This is a genomic window from Streptococcus sp. W151 (assembly GCF_053010205.1).
This window is the reverse complement of the sequence record NZ_JBRKNT010000001.1, coordinates 1-18,486: the sequence shown is the minus strand read 5'-3', so window position 1 is coordinate 18,486 and position 18,486 is coordinate 1. Positions and strand designations below refer to the sequence as shown.

At 40.5% G+C, this 18,486-nt stretch carries 14 protein-coding genes and 3 pseudogenes; 3 read left to right on the top strand and 14 right to left on the bottom strand.

The genetic code is table 11. The features are described from left to right. Positions 1-102 precede the first annotated feature (102 nt). The 4 genes from ACVC7Q_RS00085 to ACVC7Q_RS00070 all read right to left on the bottom strand — a co-directional run bounded on the left by ACVC7Q_RS00085 (position 103) and on the right by ACVC7Q_RS00070 (position 4,864). The gene (locus tag ACVC7Q_RS00085; protein WP_447264354.1) at positions 103-429 is read right to left on the bottom strand and encodes a DUF2568 domain-containing protein; all 327 of its coding nucleotides are present in this window, start codon (positions 427-429) and stop codon (positions 103-105) included. 53 nt (positions 430-482) lie between these two features. Beyond that, entirely contained in the window at positions 483-1,418 is a 936-nt protein-coding gene (locus tag ACVC7Q_RS00080; RefSeq protein ID WP_447264353.1) for a manganese-dependent inorganic pyrophosphatase, read from the bottom strand. A gap of 127 nt (positions 1,419-1,545) precedes the next feature. Continuing rightward, entirely contained in the window at positions 1,546-2,340 is a 795-nt protein-coding gene (gene pflA, locus ACVC7Q_RS00075) for a pyruvate formate-lyase-activating protein (RefSeq protein ID WP_447264352.1), read from the bottom strand. 214 nt (positions 2,341-2,554) lie between these two features. Next, positions 2,555-4,864, bottom strand: a complete 2,310-nt coding sequence (locus ACVC7Q_RS00070; RefSeq protein WP_447264351.1) for an endonuclease/exonuclease/phosphatase family protein — start codon at positions 4,862-4,864, stop codon at positions 2,555-2,557. An 84-nt stretch (positions 4,865-4,948) separates the two neighbouring features. On the opposite strand from ACVC7Q_RS00070, the pseudogene ACVC7Q_RS00065 reads away from it, so the two are divergent. After that, a pseudogene (locus ACVC7Q_RS00065) lies at positions 4,949-5,158 on the top strand (UTRA domain-containing protein); the annotation flags it as partial. Positions 5,159-5,345: 187 nt separating this feature from the next. Here ACVC7Q_RS00065 and ACVC7Q_RS00060 read toward each other — a convergent pair. The 6 genes from ACVC7Q_RS00060 to ACVC7Q_RS00035 all read right to left on the bottom strand — a co-directional run bounded on the left by ACVC7Q_RS00060 (position 5,346) and on the right by ACVC7Q_RS00035 (position 12,658). Beyond that, entirely contained in the window at positions 5,346-6,149 is an 804-nt protein-coding gene (locus ACVC7Q_RS00060; protein ID WP_447264350.1) for an ABC transporter ATP-binding protein, read from the bottom strand. Between the two features lie 9 nt (positions 6,150-6,158). Further along, positions 6,159-7,052 (bottom strand): ABC transporter permease, encoded by an 894-nt coding sequence (locus ACVC7Q_RS00055; RefSeq protein ID WP_447264349.1) that lies wholly within the window; start codon positions 7,050-7,052, stop codon positions 6,159-6,161. Between the two features lie 10 nt (positions 7,053-7,062). Then, positions 7,063-8,040: an ABC transporter substrate-binding protein gene (locus ACVC7Q_RS00050; protein WP_447264348.1), complete on the bottom strand. Its 978-nt coding sequence runs from the start codon at positions 8,038-8,040 to the stop codon at positions 7,063-7,065. A 408-nt stretch (positions 8,041-8,448) separates the two neighbouring features. Then, on the bottom strand, positions 8,449-9,798 hold the full coding sequence (locus ACVC7Q_RS00045; RefSeq protein WP_447264347.1) for a hemolysin family protein: 1,350 nt from the start codon (positions 9,796-9,798) through the stop codon (positions 8,449-8,451). Between the two features lie 115 nt (positions 9,799-9,913). Beyond that, positions 9,914-11,395: a M protein trans-acting positive regulator PRD domain-containing protein gene (locus tag ACVC7Q_RS00040; RefSeq protein ID WP_447264346.1), complete on the bottom strand. Its 1,482-nt coding sequence runs from the start codon at positions 11,393-11,395 to the stop codon at positions 9,914-9,916. Positions 11,396-11,530: 135 nt separating this feature from the next. After that, the gene (locus ACVC7Q_RS00035; RefSeq protein ID WP_447264345.1) at positions 11,531-12,658 is read right to left on the bottom strand and encodes an AI-2E family transporter; all 1,128 of its coding nucleotides are present in this window, start codon (positions 12,656-12,658) and stop codon (positions 11,531-11,533) included. Positions 12,659-12,733: 75 nt separating this feature from the next. Here ACVC7Q_RS00035 and ACVC7Q_RS00030 point away from each other — a divergent pair, with 75 nt between their 5' ends. Beyond that, positions 12,734-13,546 carry an ABC transporter ATP-binding protein gene (locus ACVC7Q_RS00030; RefSeq protein ID WP_447264344.1) on the top strand — a complete coding sequence of 271 codons (813 nt, stop codon included), beginning with the start codon at positions 12,734-12,736 and terminating at the stop codon, positions 13,544-13,546. A 48-nt stretch (positions 13,547-13,594) separates the two neighbouring features. On the opposite strand, the gene ACVC7Q_RS00025 is transcribed toward ACVC7Q_RS00030, so the two are convergent. The 3 genes and pseudogenes from ACVC7Q_RS00025 to ACVC7Q_RS00015 all read right to left on the bottom strand — a co-directional run. After that, complete coding sequence (locus ACVC7Q_RS00025; RefSeq protein WP_447265022.1) at positions 13,595-13,669, bottom strand: hypothetical protein; 75 nt, start codon at positions 13,667-13,669, stop codon at positions 13,595-13,597. 5 nt (positions 13,670-13,674) lie between these two features. Continuing rightward, complete coding sequence (locus ACVC7Q_RS00020) at positions 13,675-14,154, bottom strand: Cna B-type domain-containing protein (protein WP_447264343.1); 480 nt, start codon at positions 14,152-14,154, stop codon at positions 13,675-13,677. 6 nt (positions 14,155-14,160) lie between these two features. Then, positions 14,161-14,247 (bottom strand): annotated as a pseudogene (locus ACVC7Q_RS00015) (Cna B-type domain-containing protein); the annotation flags it as partial. A gap of 32 nt (positions 14,248-14,279) precedes the next feature. Here ACVC7Q_RS00015 and ACVC7Q_RS00010 point away from each other — a divergent pair. Beyond that, positions 14,280-15,268 (top strand): annotated as a pseudogene (locus ACVC7Q_RS00010) (ISL3 family transposase); the annotation flags it as partial. A gap of 39 nt (positions 15,269-15,307) precedes the next feature. Here the strand turns inward: ACVC7Q_RS00010 and ACVC7Q_RS00005 are convergent. Then, the coding region (locus tag ACVC7Q_RS00005) for a Spy0128 family protein (RefSeq protein WP_447264342.1) at positions 15,308-18,486 on the bottom strand (3,179 nt) is incomplete at its 5' end.

Below are 18,486 nucleotides of genomic sequence, written 5' to 3'. Positions count from 1 at the left end.
GGAGCCGAAACTCCTTTAGCTATATGGAAAACATCGTTTTCTCGTGTCAATCTCTAGTTAAAAAATTACCATTTAAATAATTCAATAACTATATTCTAAGAATCACTCTAGCCGAAAATAATAAAGTAGCACTAAACTTCCAAAAGACAGAGCTAAGTAGAGGATTCCTATTTGCAATCCATACAAATACCAAAAACTACCACTAACTAAAATAAAAATAGATGTCTCAGCAACGAGGCGTTGCCATTTTTTAAAAGCATGTGGAGATTTTGGTGCCATATATCGCACCCAAAATAGGATTAATAGAACTGCTAGAAGAAAAAATAGGAATTTTTCTAGCCAAGAAAGTTGTATCACAGACACGGAGAAAAGACCAAGGATTGCTACAACCTCAACCAAAAAGCGTAGTCCCTCAATAAATCGAATCATGCTATCATCTTCTAAGAATAGTCAAATTAACAGTTCCAAATATTCCTTAAGAATTACCCATTAAAGCTTTCAGTCAATTGTGGTACCACTTGTTTCTTACGTGAAACAGCACCTGGAAGGAAAGCGTGGTTGTTTTCAAGTTTGAAGTTGAAAGCTGCTTCTACCTTGTCCATATTAGCACCGAGAGCCAAAATCTCTGAGTTTGAGTTAACGATGTCTGTAATCATCAAAACAAAGTCAGAGTAGCCGTTAGCTGCATTTGCGGCTTGGATAGCTGCTTCAATTTCAGATTGGCGTTCCAAGACTTCAGCAATATCAACTGTGTTTACTTGAGCCACACGGACATTGTTTCCGTTGAGTTCAAATGTCTTGGCATCGATATCAATCAATTCTTCAGCAGATTTGCTTGCCAAGTTGGTACCAGCCTTGAGCATAGCAAGACCGTATTCTTCCAAATTCACGCCAGCCAATTCAGCCAATTCAGGCGCAATCACCTTATCTGATGGATGGGTTGTTGGTGATTTCAAAAGAAGGGTATCTGAAATCAAACCTGATAGCATCAAACCTGCGATTTCTTTTGGAACAGCTACACCATGTTCTTTGAACATGCGGTATACGATAGATGATGCGGATCCAACTGGTTCCAAACGCATGTAAAGTGGGCTGGCAGTTTCAAAGTTAGCCACACGGTGGTGGTCCACCACACCGTAAACTTCTACTTCAGCGATATCTGAAACAGATTGTTGGAATTCATTGTGGTCTGTTAAGATGACTTGCTCTGCACCTTCTGCTTTAGCAGATGTGATCACGCGCGGTGCTTCCACACCAAAATAGTTCAAGACGAAAGCTGTTTCTTCATTTGGAGTTCCAAGAGCAACCGCTTCTGTATCCAAACCGTAAGCTTCTTTTGCAAGATAAGCAAAGGCTACAGATGAACCAATGGCATCTGAGTCAGGGTTTTGGTGACCAAAAACAAGAATTTTTGACATGTTTCTACCTCTTCATTTTCATTTCTATAGTCACTCTATTTTAGCACGTTTTTCCGTTTAAAGAAAGGGAATAGTTGTGCATTTCGTTAGAAAAAGACAGCTGGAAGCACCAACTGTCTTAACTTCATTATCCTTTAACTCGTTTCAGGTAATCTTGATAACTTTCAGTTTCCATCAAATCCTTCGCATTTTGGACCCGTTCTTTTGTCGGTGGTTTCACACCCTCCAATTTGTAGGGAATTCCCAATTCACGCCATTTGAATTCCCCCATAGTATGATAAGGGAGAATTTCAAATTTATCAACATTTTTAAGGGTTTTAACGAATTTCCCAAGTTCGATCAAGTCGTCGTCTCGGTCTGTAAGACCAGGCACCAAGACATGGCGAATCCAAACGGGCTTGCCAATATCAGACAAATACTTGGCACAAGCCAAAATATTCTTATTCGTTTGACTAGTTACAAATCTGTGCCGTTCATCGTTAATTTCCTTGATATCAAGAAGCACCAAATCGGTCACTGCCATTAGTTTGTCAAATTTTTCCAGGTAACGAGGGGTATTACGGAAAGGCAGAGCACAAGTATCCAGCGTACAGTGAATGCCCAACTCTTGAGCCTTGGTGAAAAGTGCAATCAAGAAGTCAATCTGCAAGAGGGCTTCTCCACCACTGACAGTGATTCCCCCTTTTTGGCCCCAAAATCCACGATAGCGGAGGGCTTCTTCTAGAACATCATCTACTGTCCGTTCACGGGACTTGTTGGTTTCCATTGCCCAAGTATCTGGATTGTGGCAGTATTGACACCGCATTTGACAGCCTTGAAGGAAGACAATAAAGCGGATCCCAGGCCCATCTACTGCTCCAAAACTTTCTGTTGAGTGTACCATTCCTGTTACTTTTCCATAGTCAACTGTTTCATTTTCCATTGAGGAACCTCTTCTCTTGAAAACGTTTTATGATTTTATTATAACACGATTCCATCTATTTTAAAGAGTTTAAGCCTCTTTTTGAAAAGAAACTGTTCTTTTCAGTATTTTTCATTGTCCTAGTACAGTTTCCAATATGGAACTATCTGTCCTGTATTTTAGGAGAAAAAAAGGAGCCGGCGACTCCTTGTTCAGATTTTTCTTATAAAACACGTTAGTAAGTAGTCCTTTTTTTCTTATACAAGACAAGACTCATCGTAGCTACTGCCACTCCAAAAAGAGCTAGATAGCTTGTTTCTTGACCAGTAGATGGAAGGATTTTCCGTTTGCCTGGTGTCTTAGTTTCTGTTGTTGCCTCTTCCTTGTCTTCTTGCTTCTCATCTTCGTTCTTGCCCTTCTCTTTGCTTTCAGATGTTGAACTCTTTTGTTCATTAGCTTGAGCTTGATGAGGGACCAGTTGAGATCCTGTATTCGATGAAGAAGGGCTAGTTTGATCCGTTGGTTGTCCTGAATTCCCTTTTTGATCATCCGTCGGCGTTCCTGGAGTTTGTGCTTCACTAAAGTCGATTTGGACCAAGACAGGATCATGGTCTGATGCACGACCGTGTTCCTTCATAAAGGAAGCATTGATATGGACTGGTTCAAACGTTGCTTTGGCTGCCATGTTGTTTGAGATAAAAATGTTATCCAATACTTGATTGCTACCACGGTAAAAATAAGAATAGCGATCGCCTGCATCATGTTGGGACATTAAGTTGGTTAGTTCATTGCCCGCAAGGATCTGTGCTGTGGTTGAGAAATCGTAATCATTAAAATCACCCGTCAAAACGAAGGTAGTCTTCGGATTTTGCTTCAATCCTTCTTGGACGAATTGATGGATGACACTAGCTTGTGCTTCACGAGTTGGCAAGGTATGTTCCACTGCTGGTTGGCTTGCCCCATAAATAGCATCATCTCCGATTTTTGATTTCAAGTGATTGGCAATCACCACAACTGGTTGGCCTTTGAATTCAAACTCAACGGCTAAAGACTTGCGAGTATGATCAAACGATGGATCGTTAGGGGCAATCCGAGCTGGATTTTTAACCAGGTGTCCCTTGTCAAATTGTGCTGCTTCGTTGCTAGTTGCTGCCTCTTTTTTGGCTAAGCTCACGCGTTCTGGATTGTAGAGGATTCCCAAGCGAATATTGGAACCTGGCTTTCCACCGTCAGCGCCATCTAGTGGAGCAACCTCCGTATACTCATAGCTCTTGCCACCCAATTCCTTGATCCGACTAGCTAGTTTGCGTCCACTTTCAAGACCACTGGTCGTCCCGTCATCCACACTACCATTATTGTCCTGTACTTCGATCAAAGTAATAATATCCGGATTGTGAATTTCATGGATAAAGGAATTGGCAATCAGCGTCACCTTATCCTCTGGCGTTTCATTTTTGGCATTGTTGGCCGAGAAATTTTCAATATTATAGGAAGCGATAGTCAGCTTGTCCTCACTTGGTTGGGTTTGAGCTGCTTGACGCTGCAAGTCACCATCTTGGACTGTCAACTGTTGAGTGGGCTCTATCTTATAAAAGCTATTCCGATAAGTCACCACTCCTGTCACATCTTCTTCAAAGTAATCTTTGGCTTTTGCGACAAACTGATTACCAACATAAATCGGGATCGTCGCTGTATTTTGCGCATGCGGCCGTAGATTCAGACCTCCAATATTGTTTAAAGGAAGGCCTGTAAAATCTTCTCCCAATACATAGATATCTCCTTTATACTGGGGACCTAGAACATGCGGTTTCTTTACCACAGTGAGCATGCCTTCCAGACTTTCCCAATAATCGAGGGCATCGGTTTCTGGAGCATAAGCAGTTGGATTAGTCTTCACCTCTGCCGGCATCCCCGCAGTGATATTCACAGCTTCTGGAAGAGGGGCTGTCCCGTCTTTTGTGATCCAAGCATCAACCAACATGGTCACCGTTAAACTATTCGTCGGTTCCTTAAAGGTCTTCCCAGCTCCCAAGGTGACTTCTTCCATATAACCTTCCTTGACAGTACCGGTGATTTTTACCTTGTCACCGACCTTGACCTTGTATTTAGAAACTACATAAATCCCATCTGAAGTCCGACTATTACCATCCGATTCAATATCTTGAGCATAAAAACCATAGCGGTCTGTTTTGGTCACCACCGCATTTTTGATGGCTACCTTTTGGCCTTCAAGTGGAGAGCGTTGCGCTTCCCCTTGAATCTCCCCAATCTTAACCGTTTTCTCTTCGGTATCCTCCGAGGAACTGCTAGATATCTCTCCTCTATCACTCGAAGCTCTCGTCGTAGCTTCTGTAGTTGTTGTAGCGGAAGTCGAATGATTTGTCGAGCCTTCCTCGCTACTAGTGTTCGTCACAAGTGCTGGCTCTGAAGTCGAGGCTGTGGTCTCGTCAGCAACTACCGTGAGGGCATTGTTAAAGACCCCCAACTGACTAGCCAATAAAGTAGCTACTGCTAATAATCGAATCTTTTTTCCGTTATTTCTCATGCTTATCTCCATCCCTAAAAAGTTTTCCTCTTTTATTATAAGGGAATGATTTTGCGTTTTCAAGCGCTTTCAAAAATATTTTTCAAAAAAATACTTCGACCCAAAAAGAAAGAAATTTTGATTTCACCAATCGATAATCGCGATAAGATCTTACTGGATCTTGGAAAAGACCAACACGTGGTGACGGTCCATTCCCAAGTTTACTTAGCAGACGGACGACAATTCCAATTCACCGAAAGCCGTCACAAATTAGACAAGTTTCATTTTGTCGACTATGCAGAGAGGAGGAAATAAAAAAGGAGGCTGGGACAAAAGTCCTAGCCTCTCAGTTATCTTTGGATTGTCGAGCAAGACGCAGTGGTTGAGTGGGCTCTACTACGCTGATTTCATCAGCTTTTACAGCCCTACTCAACTGTGAGGAGGTGGGACGACGAAATCGAATTCTAACGAATGACCGTTTTCTGTCCCACTCTCTTTTATTTTATCCTAATACCAATTCATCACTCACCAGGGTTTCACCACTGTTTTGTTGGAAGAGGCGCATCAAATCTTCAACCGTTAGGTTTTTCTTTTCTTCTCCTTTGACATCGACAACGATCTTGCCTTGGTAGAGCATGATCAAGCGGTTGCCGTATTCGATAGCATGGTTCATATCATGCGTAATCATCAAGGTTGTCAAATCATGGCTTTCCACGATCTTTTGGGTCAATTCCATGACCATTTCACTGGTCTTGGGATCAAGCGCTGCGGTATGTTCATCCAGAAGCAAGAGTTTGGGTCTAACCAAGGCTGCCATGACCAAAGTCAAAGCTTGACGTTGCCCACCAGATAGATATTGAGTATCGACTTTGAGACGGTTCTCTAAACCAATGTTCAATTCCTTCAAAGCTTCACGGAATAATTCACGATCCTTCTCCCGAACGCCCCAGCCCAAACCACGAGATTTTCCACGACGTTGGGCAATGGCCATATTTTCTTCAATGGTCAAACGAGAAGCCGTCCCCATCTTAGGATCTTGGAAGACACGCGCAATATCTTTCGCACGCTTACGAACACTCGTATTTTTGATAGAGTTACCCTCTAGCAAGATATCCCCTTCATCCACGACTAGATTTCCTGCCAAGATGTTCATCAAAGTTGATTTCCCAGCTCCATTTCCACCGATAACCGAAATGAAATCTCCTTCTTCCACTTGGAGATCCAAGTCTTTTAAGACGTGGTTTTCATTAACCGTTCCTGCTTCAAATGTCTTATGAATACCTTCAATTGATAATAATGTTGCCATACTTTTCTCCTACTTATTTCCTAACTTCAATCCGCGAACACGAAGACGTTTTTGCGCCTCAGGAGCGAACAAGACAATTGCGAGCAAGATCGCATTGAAGAGACGAACCATATTTTGATCGAGATTTGGGATCTCGTAAATATTTAAGATAATCAAACGGTAAACAATAGCGCCGACCCCGATTGAAAGCAAGCGCCAACCAATGGTTAATTCATGAATCAGGACTTCTGCGATAATGACAGCACTCAGACCGACTACGATCGTCCCTGTCCCAGAAGTGACATCTGAGAAACCATCATTTTGAGCAAACATAGCCCCACAAAGCGCGATCAAACCATTCGAAATCATGTAGCCCAACATCTTCATGTTATCTACATTGACCCCATTAGCCTCACTCATCGGAATGTTATCACCAGTTGAACGCAAGACCAAGCCAAGTTGCGTCTTCATCAAGAGGGTTAACAAGATACAAACGATGATCAAACAGGAAATACTAATCAAGAAAACAGCTTCTTCATTTGAAAGACCTACCTTCATGACGCTCTTAAAAATCGTGCTCGCTTCGCCAATAGAGAGGTTGGGAACCCCTCCCATGATTTTAATATTGATAGAGTAAAGACCGGTCAAAGTGACAATCCCTGTCAAGAGGGCTGGAATTTTCATTTTTGTATGGAGAATCCCAGAGACCAAGCCTGCAATCATCCCTGCTAAAAAGCCCAACAAGGTTGCAATCCAAGGGTTTCTTCCCGCTTGAATTTGTGAGGCTACAACTGCCGCCCCAAGTGGAAAGGCTCCTTCTGCCGTCATATCGGCAATATCTAAAATTCGAAATGTTAAGTAAACACCGATCGCCATGATCGACCACAATAAACCTTCTGATAAACTTGATAAAACGAAATTCATCTCAAACCTCCTATTTTTCTACCTTCAACGAGCTAATATCAATTCCAAGCTCTTTGGCCATCTCTTTATTGGTATGCAATTCTAATTTTTCAGGTGTTTCAACTGCAATTTTTCCAGGTTTCTCACCCTTCATGATGCGAATGACCATCCGAGCAGCTTGTCTTCCCAATTCCTCATAATCGGTACCAAAGTTGTACAAGCCACCAGTAGCCACCATCTCTGCAGACCCACCAAAAACTGGCACCTTATGGCTGATAGAGACCTGTTTGACAGTGTCTATTGTAGAAGAGATAATATTGTCCGTCGGAACAAAGACGATATCTGCCTCTGACATGATACTGTCTGCTGCAGCTTTCACATTGTTACTATCGAGAATTGTTTTTTCAACCACTTGATAGCCTTTGGCTTCTAAGATCTTCTTCGCATTGTCTTTTTGGACGACGGAGTTAGGCTCACTTTGCGTATAGAGAATCCCAACTGTTTTCGCCGTTGGAAGCACTTGCTTAATCATGTCTACCTGTGTAGCGATCGCATCTTCTGACTGGTCACTTGTCCCTGTGATATTGCCACCTGGTTCTTTCAAGTTGTTCACCAATTTCGCTGCCAATGGGTCGGTCACAGCTGAGAAGACAATAGGTGTTGATTTAGTGGTATTAGCCAAACTTTGTGCAGAAGGGGTTGCAATCGCAAAGACTAGATCACTTTCTTCTGCCAATTGTTTAGAAATATTTTTCAGATTTCGTTGCTCGCCTTGAGCATTTTGGAAATCGATCTGAATATTTTTCCCATCTACATAACCCTCTTTCTTCAACTCCTCGATAAAGCCTTTTCGTGTCGCATCGAGTGACTTATGGGTGATGTACTGGGAAATCCCAATTCGAAAGACATTGTCTTTTTTAGCATCCTTTAGGTGGTGTAAGGTCACCAATGATGTTAACAGAAGTCCTACAACCAGGACAGGTGCTAGCAATTTTTTCACTACTTTCATTTTTTGACTCCTTTTCTGCAAAATAAACAAAAAATCCGCTTAGATGATTCTCTAAACGGATGCTTGAAATTCTCCAACAAGTTACAAAACCTCGGTCCATTTAGATACTAGCTCTATGGACCATCATCAAAAATCTTAGCCACATAGATACAAACAAATTGCTTGGGTTGTTTGCATCCATGAGAACATGTCTACAAACACTATCTAAAGTAGCTAAAGTAAAATTTTTGAATGGAAATGGCTTGTTGCTTCATGTTTATTTTCTGCTTTCTTTATTTATGGGTATTATCTTACCGTAATTTTTTTTTGATGTCAAGACTATTTCAGAAATTTTTGAAATTTTTTGAAAATTCAACTGGTCCTGACAAGAAAAAAACAGAGGCTAGAACACGTCCAGGCCTCTATTTTCTAATCTTCTTTTGATTTTGTTTCCTCGTCTTCATCGACAAGGTCACTGACTTCGACTTTTACCTTAGTCACTCGACCATTCTTAACCTTATCATTGGTTAAAATCAAATGTTTCTTTTGACTATCGACTTCACAGCTGAGTCGCTCTTTCAAGGTTGGAATTCGCCCAACTTCTGTCAGATAATACCCTGCAATGGTATCCACATCATCACTTTGCAACTCAACATCAAAATATTCGTTAAAGTCATTTAGTGACATGGCTCCTTGTACGACATAGGTATTGTCCGCAATTTCAAAGACATCAATTTCTGCTTTGTCCGTCTCATCGTCAATTTCACCGACAATTTCTTCCAAGAGGTCTTCTAGCGTCACCAAACCAGACATCCCACCATATTCATCAAGCAGAATGGCCATTTGATTTTGGGTATTGCGCAATTCCTTCAAAAGATCATCCACAAAAATGGTCTCTGGAACAAACAAAGGTTCTTGTAAAATCTTTCTTAAGACAATATTATCAAAGCCATTGATAAATCCTTCGTTCAAGAGACGTTTGGTATGGATGAGACCGATGACATTGTCCTTGTCATCATCATAGACAGGAATCCGTGAAAAGTTTTGCTTGAGGATACTTTCAATGATTTCTTTAGTATCATCATTGATATCAACCATGAAGGCATCTGTCCGTGGAACCATGACTTCACGCGCTACCATTTCATCTAATGAAAAGATTCCTTGGAGCATCTCAATCTCGTCCGCATCTAGTGTTGCTTCACTATTAGTTAGCATATACTCGATTTCATCCCGCGTCATCTTTTCATCCGCATCATCAAACTTCATCGGTGTCAAGCGACTCACGAGGTTGGTCGATGCTGAAAGCAACCAAACAAAGGGGCTGACAATTTTTCCTAATAAAATGACAATCGGAGCTGTTCGAACTGCCAACTCATCTTTCAAGTTCATGGCGATTCGTTTCGGGTATAATTCCCCAAAGACGATCGAAATATAGGTCAGAAATGCGAGCGATAAAAAGCTTCCAGCTGCTTGTGCTGTTTTGGTATTGCCCATCCAACCTGCAATCACACGACCAAGACTATCTGCCAGGCTAGCCCCAGATAAGATGGTAATCAAGGTGATTCCTACCTGAATGGTGGACAAGAAATGGTTAGGCTGTTCCAATACGCTGAGCAGACGAATGTATCTCTTATCCCCTTCTTCAGCCTTTTGCTCTACACGCGCACGATTCAGCGATACCATTGACATCTCAGTCGCCGAGAAAAAGGCGTTCAATAATGTCAAAACAATCAATAAGATAAATTCCAGTAAAATTTCCTGACTGCCAGGGTCTTCCATGGATAATTTCCTCCAGTATATAATATTGTTTATTATACCACAAAATATGATAGCCTGCATTCTTCTATTTGATTTTCTTTTTTTCCCATCAAAAAATCAGGACCGAGTCCTGATTTTAGTGCTCTGCACTGGTAAAATCATAAAAGAAGGCATTGAGTTTTTCAACCAGCTCTAGCGATGAGAGACTACTTGTACAGATAAAAGTTTTTTTCTTTAATTCCGGCATCATAAAGTTGGCCACCACGACATCTGCGTCTGAAGCTTCGATATCCTCTACTGTTAGATTATACTTGATCATCTGAGTAAATTCAAAGTTATCCGTACAGTAGAAATCTAGAAAATCGATCATGGATTTAGCATGGTGGTCATCAAAACGACTGATAATCAAGACCTTAATGGACTTCCGGCGGCGCAATAATTGTGGTAAGAGACGTTCCCAGTGAGTGTAGACCGTGTAGATCATGTGCTTGATAATTTCTTCATTCAGATTATGCTTCATGGTCTTCATATAAGTGATGATATGGTCTCTCAAATCATCATAGAAGGCTGGGAAGATGCTCATAAAATCTTCGTTAGTATTGGTCTTGGTATCAAATAAGAGGAACTCCGAGAACAATTCCTTCCGACCTAAGTGAGCTGTATTGTGAACGTGCATCAACATCTCATCAAGATTTTCAATATCTAAATCATAGGTATAGCATAGATCCTTGAACATATCTTTAATGAGTCTAGTGGATTCTTTTGCATAAGGATCTGTTTCTGCGGCTTCAATCAAGCTTTCTGGGCTGAAATAGAAATTTTCTTGAATAAAAATGATGAAGAACTGCTCCAGCACTTTTTCATTTAACTCGACACCCAACTGCAAGCTAAAGTAGCGCAACATCTCCTCGACATTGGTCACCCCTTGATATTGATCTTTATAGGCTTCAAAGTTCGTTGGAATGTCGATGAAATAGCCTTGCTTAATACGTGATAAGTACACTGTCAAGAGAACTTTGTAAGACTTAATGACAGAGAAGGTCAATGGATAGCCATAGAGCTTGAAGAAGAAGGTGATCAAATCGGTCACGGCCTCTTCCTTAAATTCTGGGAAAGGCCACTCCATATAGTAATAACGTTCCGCAAAATACTGGGCATAGAAGAAACGAACATCCACTTCATCCCCGACAAGATTCAAGGGTTTCAAATCAATCTTTACATTGTATTTGGTTTGAAGCTTCTGATTAATCGTCCGAATCAAGCGGTAGAAAGACTGGTAACTCAGATCAAACTTTCTGCAAATATATTCATTGGAAACATCCTTGTGGAAGAAGAGGTATTCAATCAAGGCGAAGGCTTGTGATTCTTTAAAAAAGTGATGGTAAATCACCTCAAGACCAACCGAATCCTCATAACTGATCTTGATCCCATTGGTAGAGGATTCAATTAAAAAGTCATCGAATGTACTACGAAGATTAGACAAATCTTCTTTTAACGAACGTTCTGTACAATCTAAACGCTTGGCCAACTCTTTCAAGTGGAACCATCTTTTTTCCTTAATCAAGATTTCCAACAATTGCAATTGGCGTCTCTGTTTTTTGGATAAGAGGAGTCTCATCTTTCCCTACCTTTTCATATTTTCTTTCAAAATCACTTATATTTTAACACATTTCATAGCACTTGTTGACTTTTTATAGTGTTTTTTCAAAAAAATGTACAAAAAAGACTCCAAGGCCCATATAGGCGCTAGAGTCTAAGATTTATTAATGATTCCAAATTCTTCTTTTTTCTTCTGCTCCTTCGCAGCACGGTGGTTATCATAAAGATTTACCAAGAATTTTACAATTTCTTTCCCAATCGAATAGACTGGAATCGCGACGACCATTCCGATAATTCCGTAGATATTACTTGAGAGCAATAAGAGAACCATAATGGTAATCGGATGAACCTTCATCACGCCTCCAACGATACGCGGATAAAGAATATTGCCATCGATCTGCTGGATAATCAACATGTAAATGACTGCTTTGATCATCATATCCATATCGGTAAAAGCATAAGTGATGATCATCGGAATCAAACCGATGGTTGGTCCTACATAGGGAATCAAGTTGGCCAGCCCAGAAAAGATGGCAAAGACCAAAGCGTACTTCAATCCAATAAAACTATAGCCAATGTAGGCTAATGTACCAATGATCAAGGCATCGATCGAAATACCACTAATATAGCGAGAGACCGTGTTGTTTAAACTAACCAAGAGAGTTGAAATGTTGAGTTTATCATTTCGTAAAATGGTCCGCTCCAACATGGGTAATAACTTCTTCCCATCGATCAAGAAATAAACTAGGAAGATCGGTGTCATGATCAAAATAAAGACCGTATTGACAATGGTATTGACCACACTTCCTAAACTGTTGGTCACGCTATTCAAGAGATTTTGAAGGATATCCATATAAGAGAGATTCAACTGCTGAATCGTCGATTGGATATTGATGTTTTGGAACAAAGGATTCGTCGATAGTTTTCGAACTAAACTTTGGACTTCCCAATACAGTCCTTGGGTCGAATTGATCAAGCTGCTTAACTGATTGATTAAGATGGGAAGGAGATAAACAATCCCCAAGCCCACGATGCCAAATAAGAGCAACAAGGTAATCAAAATCCCAAATACCCGCTTGATTTTAAGGTGTTTCTCCAACAATTCCACAACTGGATTGGTAATGTAGTATAAAAAACCTGCAATTAAAAATGGTAAGAGGATGGTATTTACAACGGATACAAATGGAGAAATTAAGGTCCCCATTGATTTCCAAATATAGAAAATCACCGTCAATAATAGAATCTCACATGTCCAGAAAAACAATTTACTATTTCGAAACATTCCTTACCTCCTGCTATCTATTCTACCATAATTTATGATAGAATAGAGGGGATTTTTAATCAAAAGGATGAAGTTATGAATAATTTGATTGAACTACAAGACGTCAATTTGATCCGAAATGGTAAAACTCTTTTAAAAAATCTTAACTGGCAAGTAAAAGAGACTGAATGCTGGGCCATTTTAGGCTTAAATGGGGCAGGAAAATCAACCCTCCTTAAACTCTTAATGTCAGAATACTGGGCTAGTTCTGGTCAGATAACCGTCCTTGGGACTCGTTTTGGAGAAGGGGGAATTCCTGAATTACGTAAGCGTATTGGAATCGTTAGCTCCTTTATTTCAGAAAGATTGCCAGAACATCTCCTGACGGAGCAAATTGTCCTCACTGGCCAATACAAGAGTAGTATTTTATATGCTGCATATGGGGAGGTGGAACTGAACTGGGCACGAGATATGTTGACCTCGATTGGGGCTAGCTCTTTGATCGGTCGCAAATACCGTGAACTTTCCCAGGGAGAAAAACAAACGGTCCTCATTGCACGAAGCCTCATGGATCAGCCAGATCTGATCATTTTTGACGAGGCCTCTAGTGGATTGGATCTCTTTGCCAGAGAAAAACTCCTCCGTCAGATCCATCATATCAAACAACTGGATCACGCGCCAACCATGATCTACGTCACCCACCATGCAGAGGAAATTACCAAAGACATGACCCATGTTCTCCTGCTCAAACATGGCCAAGTTGTCGAACAAGGGCCAAAGGAAAACATCCTAACCCCTCATGTCCTTAGCCAGTTTTACCAAGCACCAGTATCCCTTATCGATCTTGGAGATGAGCGACTTTTTGTTAAACCAGATATCAAGAATGACAAAGACAATAAATTAAAATAATCCTTACAAAAAGTGCTAAGACAAATGAGCTTAGCACTTTTTAAATCTTTAAATATCTTTTCTAGATGACCTCACTATCAGTATGAACGCTACACCGAGCAATAGTAACCCTATAATTTCCAAAGCTATTATGATCTTTGTACCAGTTTCTGGAAGTAATTTCTTAGAGGCAGACTTCTAGTTTTCTCTGGTTTCCCTGTTTTTTTGGGACTCTCTTGTTTTTTAGGTATATTCGGTGTTGTAGGTGGGGTAGTTGACTTATGACTATTAGTTAGAATGATATTATTTCCATCTTGTACCGTTTCTGTTACCACATAACCTTGAGGTACTTCCACTTCACGAACCGTATAGGAAATCGCTTTTCCTTTAGAATTCTCAGGAAGATTCGAAAAAGTATAGGTCAATTTATTGGCTTCACTTAACTCAACTACATCTCCACTCTTTTGACCATTTGCATACAGTTGAACCTTAATCGTCTTAGGCAGAATTCTATCCTTGTTATTTTCATCATCCCAATATTTAGTTACAGTGAGATGCGTCTGATCAGGTACATAAGTATTGGTCAAGATATAGTTAACTTGGTCAATACTTGCAGAATAATCTGACACCTTTTCTTCCTCAAGGGTGTAGACAATTTCTCGACCATTTTCAAATTTTGGAAGATGATCAAAGTTACCTGTCCAAGCTGTGGTAGCTGTTATAGTTCTGCTCTCAACCTTCTTTCAATTCGACGGTAGCTGAGACATCAATCGTTGAGAAAAATCACCAAATCTCTAACCTTGTCCGATAAAAGGTTTCACAACTCCTAACTGAGAAGGTATCACTAACGGATATTGCCAGAAGACTTCGTGTATCGACGTCCACTGTCTATCGTAAGCTTGATCAGTTTACCATCAAGGAGCATTATGACAAACTCCCAGCTGTTATGTCCTGGGATAAGTTTGGGTTCAAGAAAGGTGAACTCGCTTTTGTGGCTCAAAACTATGAGAACAACAAACTCATAACCATCCTTGATAATCGCCGTCAAACCACTATTCGAAACTACTTTTTGAAGTATCCATTGAAAGTACGACAAAAGGTACGGTTTATCACGATGGACATTTCAGGAGCCTATATGCCACTAGCTCGAAGACTTTTTCCAAATGCCGAAATCATTATTGATCGTTTCCACATCATCCAGCACCTTGGTCGAGCTTTTTTAAAGACAAGAATTGCTATTATGAACCAGTTTGATAAGAAGTCACTACCTTATCGAGCTTTAAAAAATCACTGGAGACTCTTCCAAAAGGACAGCCGTAAGTTATCTCTCAACCCTTTTTACTCAAAGACCTTCCATCAAACATTATGCCCACATGAAGTCGTTGAGAAGACACTGAAGTTCTCAGAAGAACTCGCCAATTATTATAACCTCTATCAGCTCTTGCTTTTTCACTTTCAGAACAAGAAGCCTGACAATTTTATTGGACTAATTGAGAACAGTATAAAGCAGGTTCATACTCTTTTTCAGACTGTCTTTAAAACCTTTCTAAAGGACAAAGAGAAAATCGTCAACGCCCTTCAACTACCCTATTTCAATACAAAATTGGAAGCCACTAATAATCTCATCAAACTTATCAAACGAAATGTCTTTGGTTTTCAAATTTTGAAAACTTCAAAAAACGGATTTTTATCGCTCTGAATATCAAAAAAGAAAGGACAAATTTCGTCCTTTCTCGATCTTAGCCTTTCTTCAACCCACTACAGTTGACAAAGAGCTAGATATTAAGCTTCATCTTCTTTTTTGCGTTTCGCAACCAAACCTAGACCTACAAGACCAAGTGCAGCACCAAGTGCTACAACTCCAGATTTAGATTGTTCACCAGTGTTTGGCAACTCACGACCCTTAGGTTTTTCTGGTGTTGGTGGTGTTGGCGGTGTTGGCGGTGTTGACGGTGTTGGCGGTGTTGGCGGTGTTGACGGTGTTGGCGGTGTTGACGGTGTTGGCGGTGTTGGCGGTGTTGACGGTGTTGGCGGTGTTGGCGGTGTTGACGGTGTTACCTTGTTGTTAAACTCAGTATCTTCAGGCATTTGTGAAGTAAGAGTCAACACTTTACCATCTTTAGTTACAGTAACTCCAACAGTCGCTACCATCTTATCGTACTCAACTCCAGCCTCTGTACCTTTCACTTCTTCTACATGATAGATATAAGTACCTTCTTGACCAAGTTTGAACTCAAGAGCTGAAAACTTGATCTTACCTTCAGCATCATTGCTTACAGTTTCAATCACGTTTCCTTTTTCGTCCTTCAGAACAAAACTAAACTCACCAGCCTTCAAGGCACGACCATCAAGTTTCTTAGTGAAATTAAACTGTGTTTTAACTGGAGCTATAACATAATTATTAAAAGTTGTATCATCAGTACCAGTTGCTTCTCCACCTGTTGAAGTCATTTCAGTATTAGCTACCAAGAGACCTGTAGTCTCATCCTTTGTAACTGTTACTTTAACTACAACAGTCATTTCGTCGTAGTCTACATCAGGTTTGCTACCCTTCACTTCTTTAACTGTGTAGTTGTATACGCCAACTTTATCGAATGACAATTCACTGAAGTTAACTTTCCCATCAGCCTTGTTAGTAACAGTTTCATTTACATTATTATCACCGGTCAATATGAAGCTAAAGTCACCAGCATTCAATGTTCCATTTGAGAGAGACTTATTGAACTCAAGATTTACCTTAACTGGAGATGATTTGAAAGTGTTGTTGAACTCTGTATCTGCTGGAAGTGTTGCTACAGCAGTAAGTGCATGACCATCTTTAGTGACAGTAACTGTAACCTCTGCCTTCATTGGGTCATAACTCATTCCTGCTTCTGAACCTGCTACTTCTTCTACAGTGTACTTATGCACGCCAACTTGTGTATTGTCAAAAGTCAAATCATCAAAGGCAATAACACCATTCGCTTTGTTCTTCTTCGTTTGAAGAACCGTACCATTCTCATCTTTCAAGACGAAGCTGAACTCACCATCTTTAAGGGTACGTCCTGCAAGAGCCTTAGTAAAGTCAAACTTAGTCTTAACTGGTGCTACTGCAAAGTTGTTGAATTCTGTATCTTCTGGCATTGTAACAGCTGCGCTCAAGACACCAGATGCAGCATTTTTCGTTACATTAACAGTCACAACTGCATTCATTGAATCGTAGTCGATGTTTGTATCTGTTCCAGCTACTTCACGTACAGTATATGTATGAGTGCCTTCTTTATCGTAAGAAATCGCGTCGAATTGGATCGTTCCGTCAGCCGCATTCTTCTTCGTTTGGATCACATTGCCGTTTTCAAGCAATTCAAATGTGAAGGCATCCTTTGTAAGCTCTTTACCTTCAAGACGTTTAGTGAACTTGAATTGTGCTTGTGTTGCAGCAGGTGTGAAGGTATTGTTGAACTCTGTATCTGCAGGAAGGGTGTTTGTTGCTTTAAGTACGTGACCTTCTTTCGTAACAGTGATTGTTACTTCAGCTTTCATTGGGTCATAAGTCATTCCTGCTTCAGAACCTTGAACTTCTTCTACAGTATACTTGTGAGTACCAACTTGTGTATTGTCAAAGGTCAAATCATCAAAGGCTACAACACCTGCCTTAGTATTGGTCTTAGTTTGAAGGGTCTTACCATCTGCATCTTTCAATACAAATGTAAATTCGCCTTCTTTCAACTCACGGCCTGCAAGGGCTTTGCTGAAGTCGAAACGAGTCTTAACTGGAGCTACTGCAAAGTTGTTAAACTCTGTATCTTCAGGCATTGTCACCTTAGCAGTCAAGACACCAGATGCAGCATCTTTCGTAACGTTAACTGTTACAACTGCATTCATATTATCGTAGTCGATGTTTGTATCTGTTCCAGCTACTTCACGTACAGTATAAGTGTGAGAACCTTCTTTATCGTAAGAAATCGCGTCGAATTGGATGGTTCCATCAGCCGCATTTTTCTTCGTTTGGATGACGTTACCATTTTCAACCAATTCAAATGTGAAGGCATCCTTCGTGAGCTCTTTCCCTTCCAATTTCTTAGTGAACTTGAATTGAGCTTGTGTAGCAACAGGTGTGAAGGTATTGTTGAACTCTGTATCTGCAGGAAGTGTGTTTGTTGCTTTAAGAACATGACCTTCTTTCGTAACAGTGATTGTTACTTCAGCTTTCATTGGGTCGTAAGTCATTCCTGCTTCAGAACCTCGGACTTCTTCTACAGTGTATTTGTGAGTACCAACTTGTGTGTTGTCAAAGGTCAAATCATCAAAGGCTACAACACCTGCCTTAGTATTGGTCTTAGTTTGAAGGATCTTACCATCTGCATCTTTCAATACAAATGTAAATTCGCCTTCTTTCAACTCACGGCCTGCAAGGGCTTTGCTGAAGTCGAAACGAGTCTTAACTGGTGCTACAACGTGGTTATTAAAAGTTGTATCATCAGTACCAGTTGCTTCTCCACCTGTTGAAGTCATTTCAGTATTAGCTACCAAGAGACCTGTAGTCTCATCCTTTGTAACTATTACTTTAACTACAACAGTCATTCCGTCGTAGTCTACATCAGGTTTGCTACCCTTCACTTCTTTAACTGTGTAGTTGTATACGCCAACTTTATCGAATGACAATTCACTGAAGTTAACTTTTCCATCAGCCTTGTTAGTAACAGTTTCATTTACATTATTATCACCGGTCAATATGAAGCTAAAGTCACCAGCATTCAATGTTCCATTTGAGAGAGACTTATTGAACTCAAGATTTACCTTAACTGGAGATGATTTGAAAGTGTTGTTGAACTCTGTATCTGCTGGAAGTGTTGCTACAGCAGTAAGTGCATGACCATCTTTAGTGACAGTAACTGTAACCTCTGCCTTCATTGGGTCATAACTCATTCCTGCTTCTGAACCTGCTACTTCTTCTACAGTGTACTTATGCACGCCAACTT

Excerpts from the sequence above, each read along its gene's own strand:
- ACVC7Q_RS00085 (WP_447264354.1), bottom strand. The coding sequence starts at position 429 with ATGATTCGATTTATTGAGGGACTACGCTTTTTGGTTGAGGTTGTAGCA.
- ACVC7Q_RS00080 (WP_447264353.1), bottom strand. The coding sequence starts at position 1,418 with ATGTCAAAAATTCTTGTTTTTGGTCACCAAAACCCTGACTCAGATGCC.
- pflA (WP_447264352.1), bottom strand. The coding sequence starts at position 2,340 with ATGGAAAATGAAACAGTTGACTATGGAAAAGTAACAGGAATGGTACAC.
- ACVC7Q_RS00070 (WP_447264351.1), bottom strand. The coding sequence starts at position 4,864 with ATGAGAAATAACGGAAAAAAGATTCGATTATTAGCAGTAGCTACTTTA.
- ACVC7Q_RS00060 (WP_447264350.1), bottom strand. The coding sequence starts at position 6,149 with ATGGCAACATTATTATCAATTGAAGGTATTCATAAGACATTTGAAGCA.
- ACVC7Q_RS00055 (WP_447264349.1), bottom strand. The coding sequence starts at position 7,052 with ATGAATTTCGTTTTATCAAGTTTATCAGAAGGTTTATTGTGGTCGATC.
- ACVC7Q_RS00050 (WP_447264348.1), bottom strand. The coding sequence starts at position 8,040 with ATGAAAGTAGTGAAAAAATTGCTAGCACCTGTCCTGGTTGTAGGACTT.
- ACVC7Q_RS00045 (WP_447264347.1), bottom strand. The coding sequence starts at position 9,798 with ATGGAAGACCCTGGCAGTCAGGAAATTTTACTGGAATTTATCTTATTG.
- ACVC7Q_RS00040 (WP_447264346.1), bottom strand. The coding sequence starts at position 11,395 with ATGAGACTCCTCTTATCCAAAAAACAGAGACGCCAATTGCAATTGTTG.
- ACVC7Q_RS00035 (WP_447264345.1), bottom strand. The coding sequence starts at position 12,658 with ATGTTTCGAAATAGTAAATTGTTTTTCTGGACATGTGAGATTCTATTA.
- ACVC7Q_RS00030 (WP_447264344.1), top strand. The coding sequence starts at position 12,734 with ATGAATAATTTGATTGAACTACAAGACGTCAATTTGATCCGAAATGGT.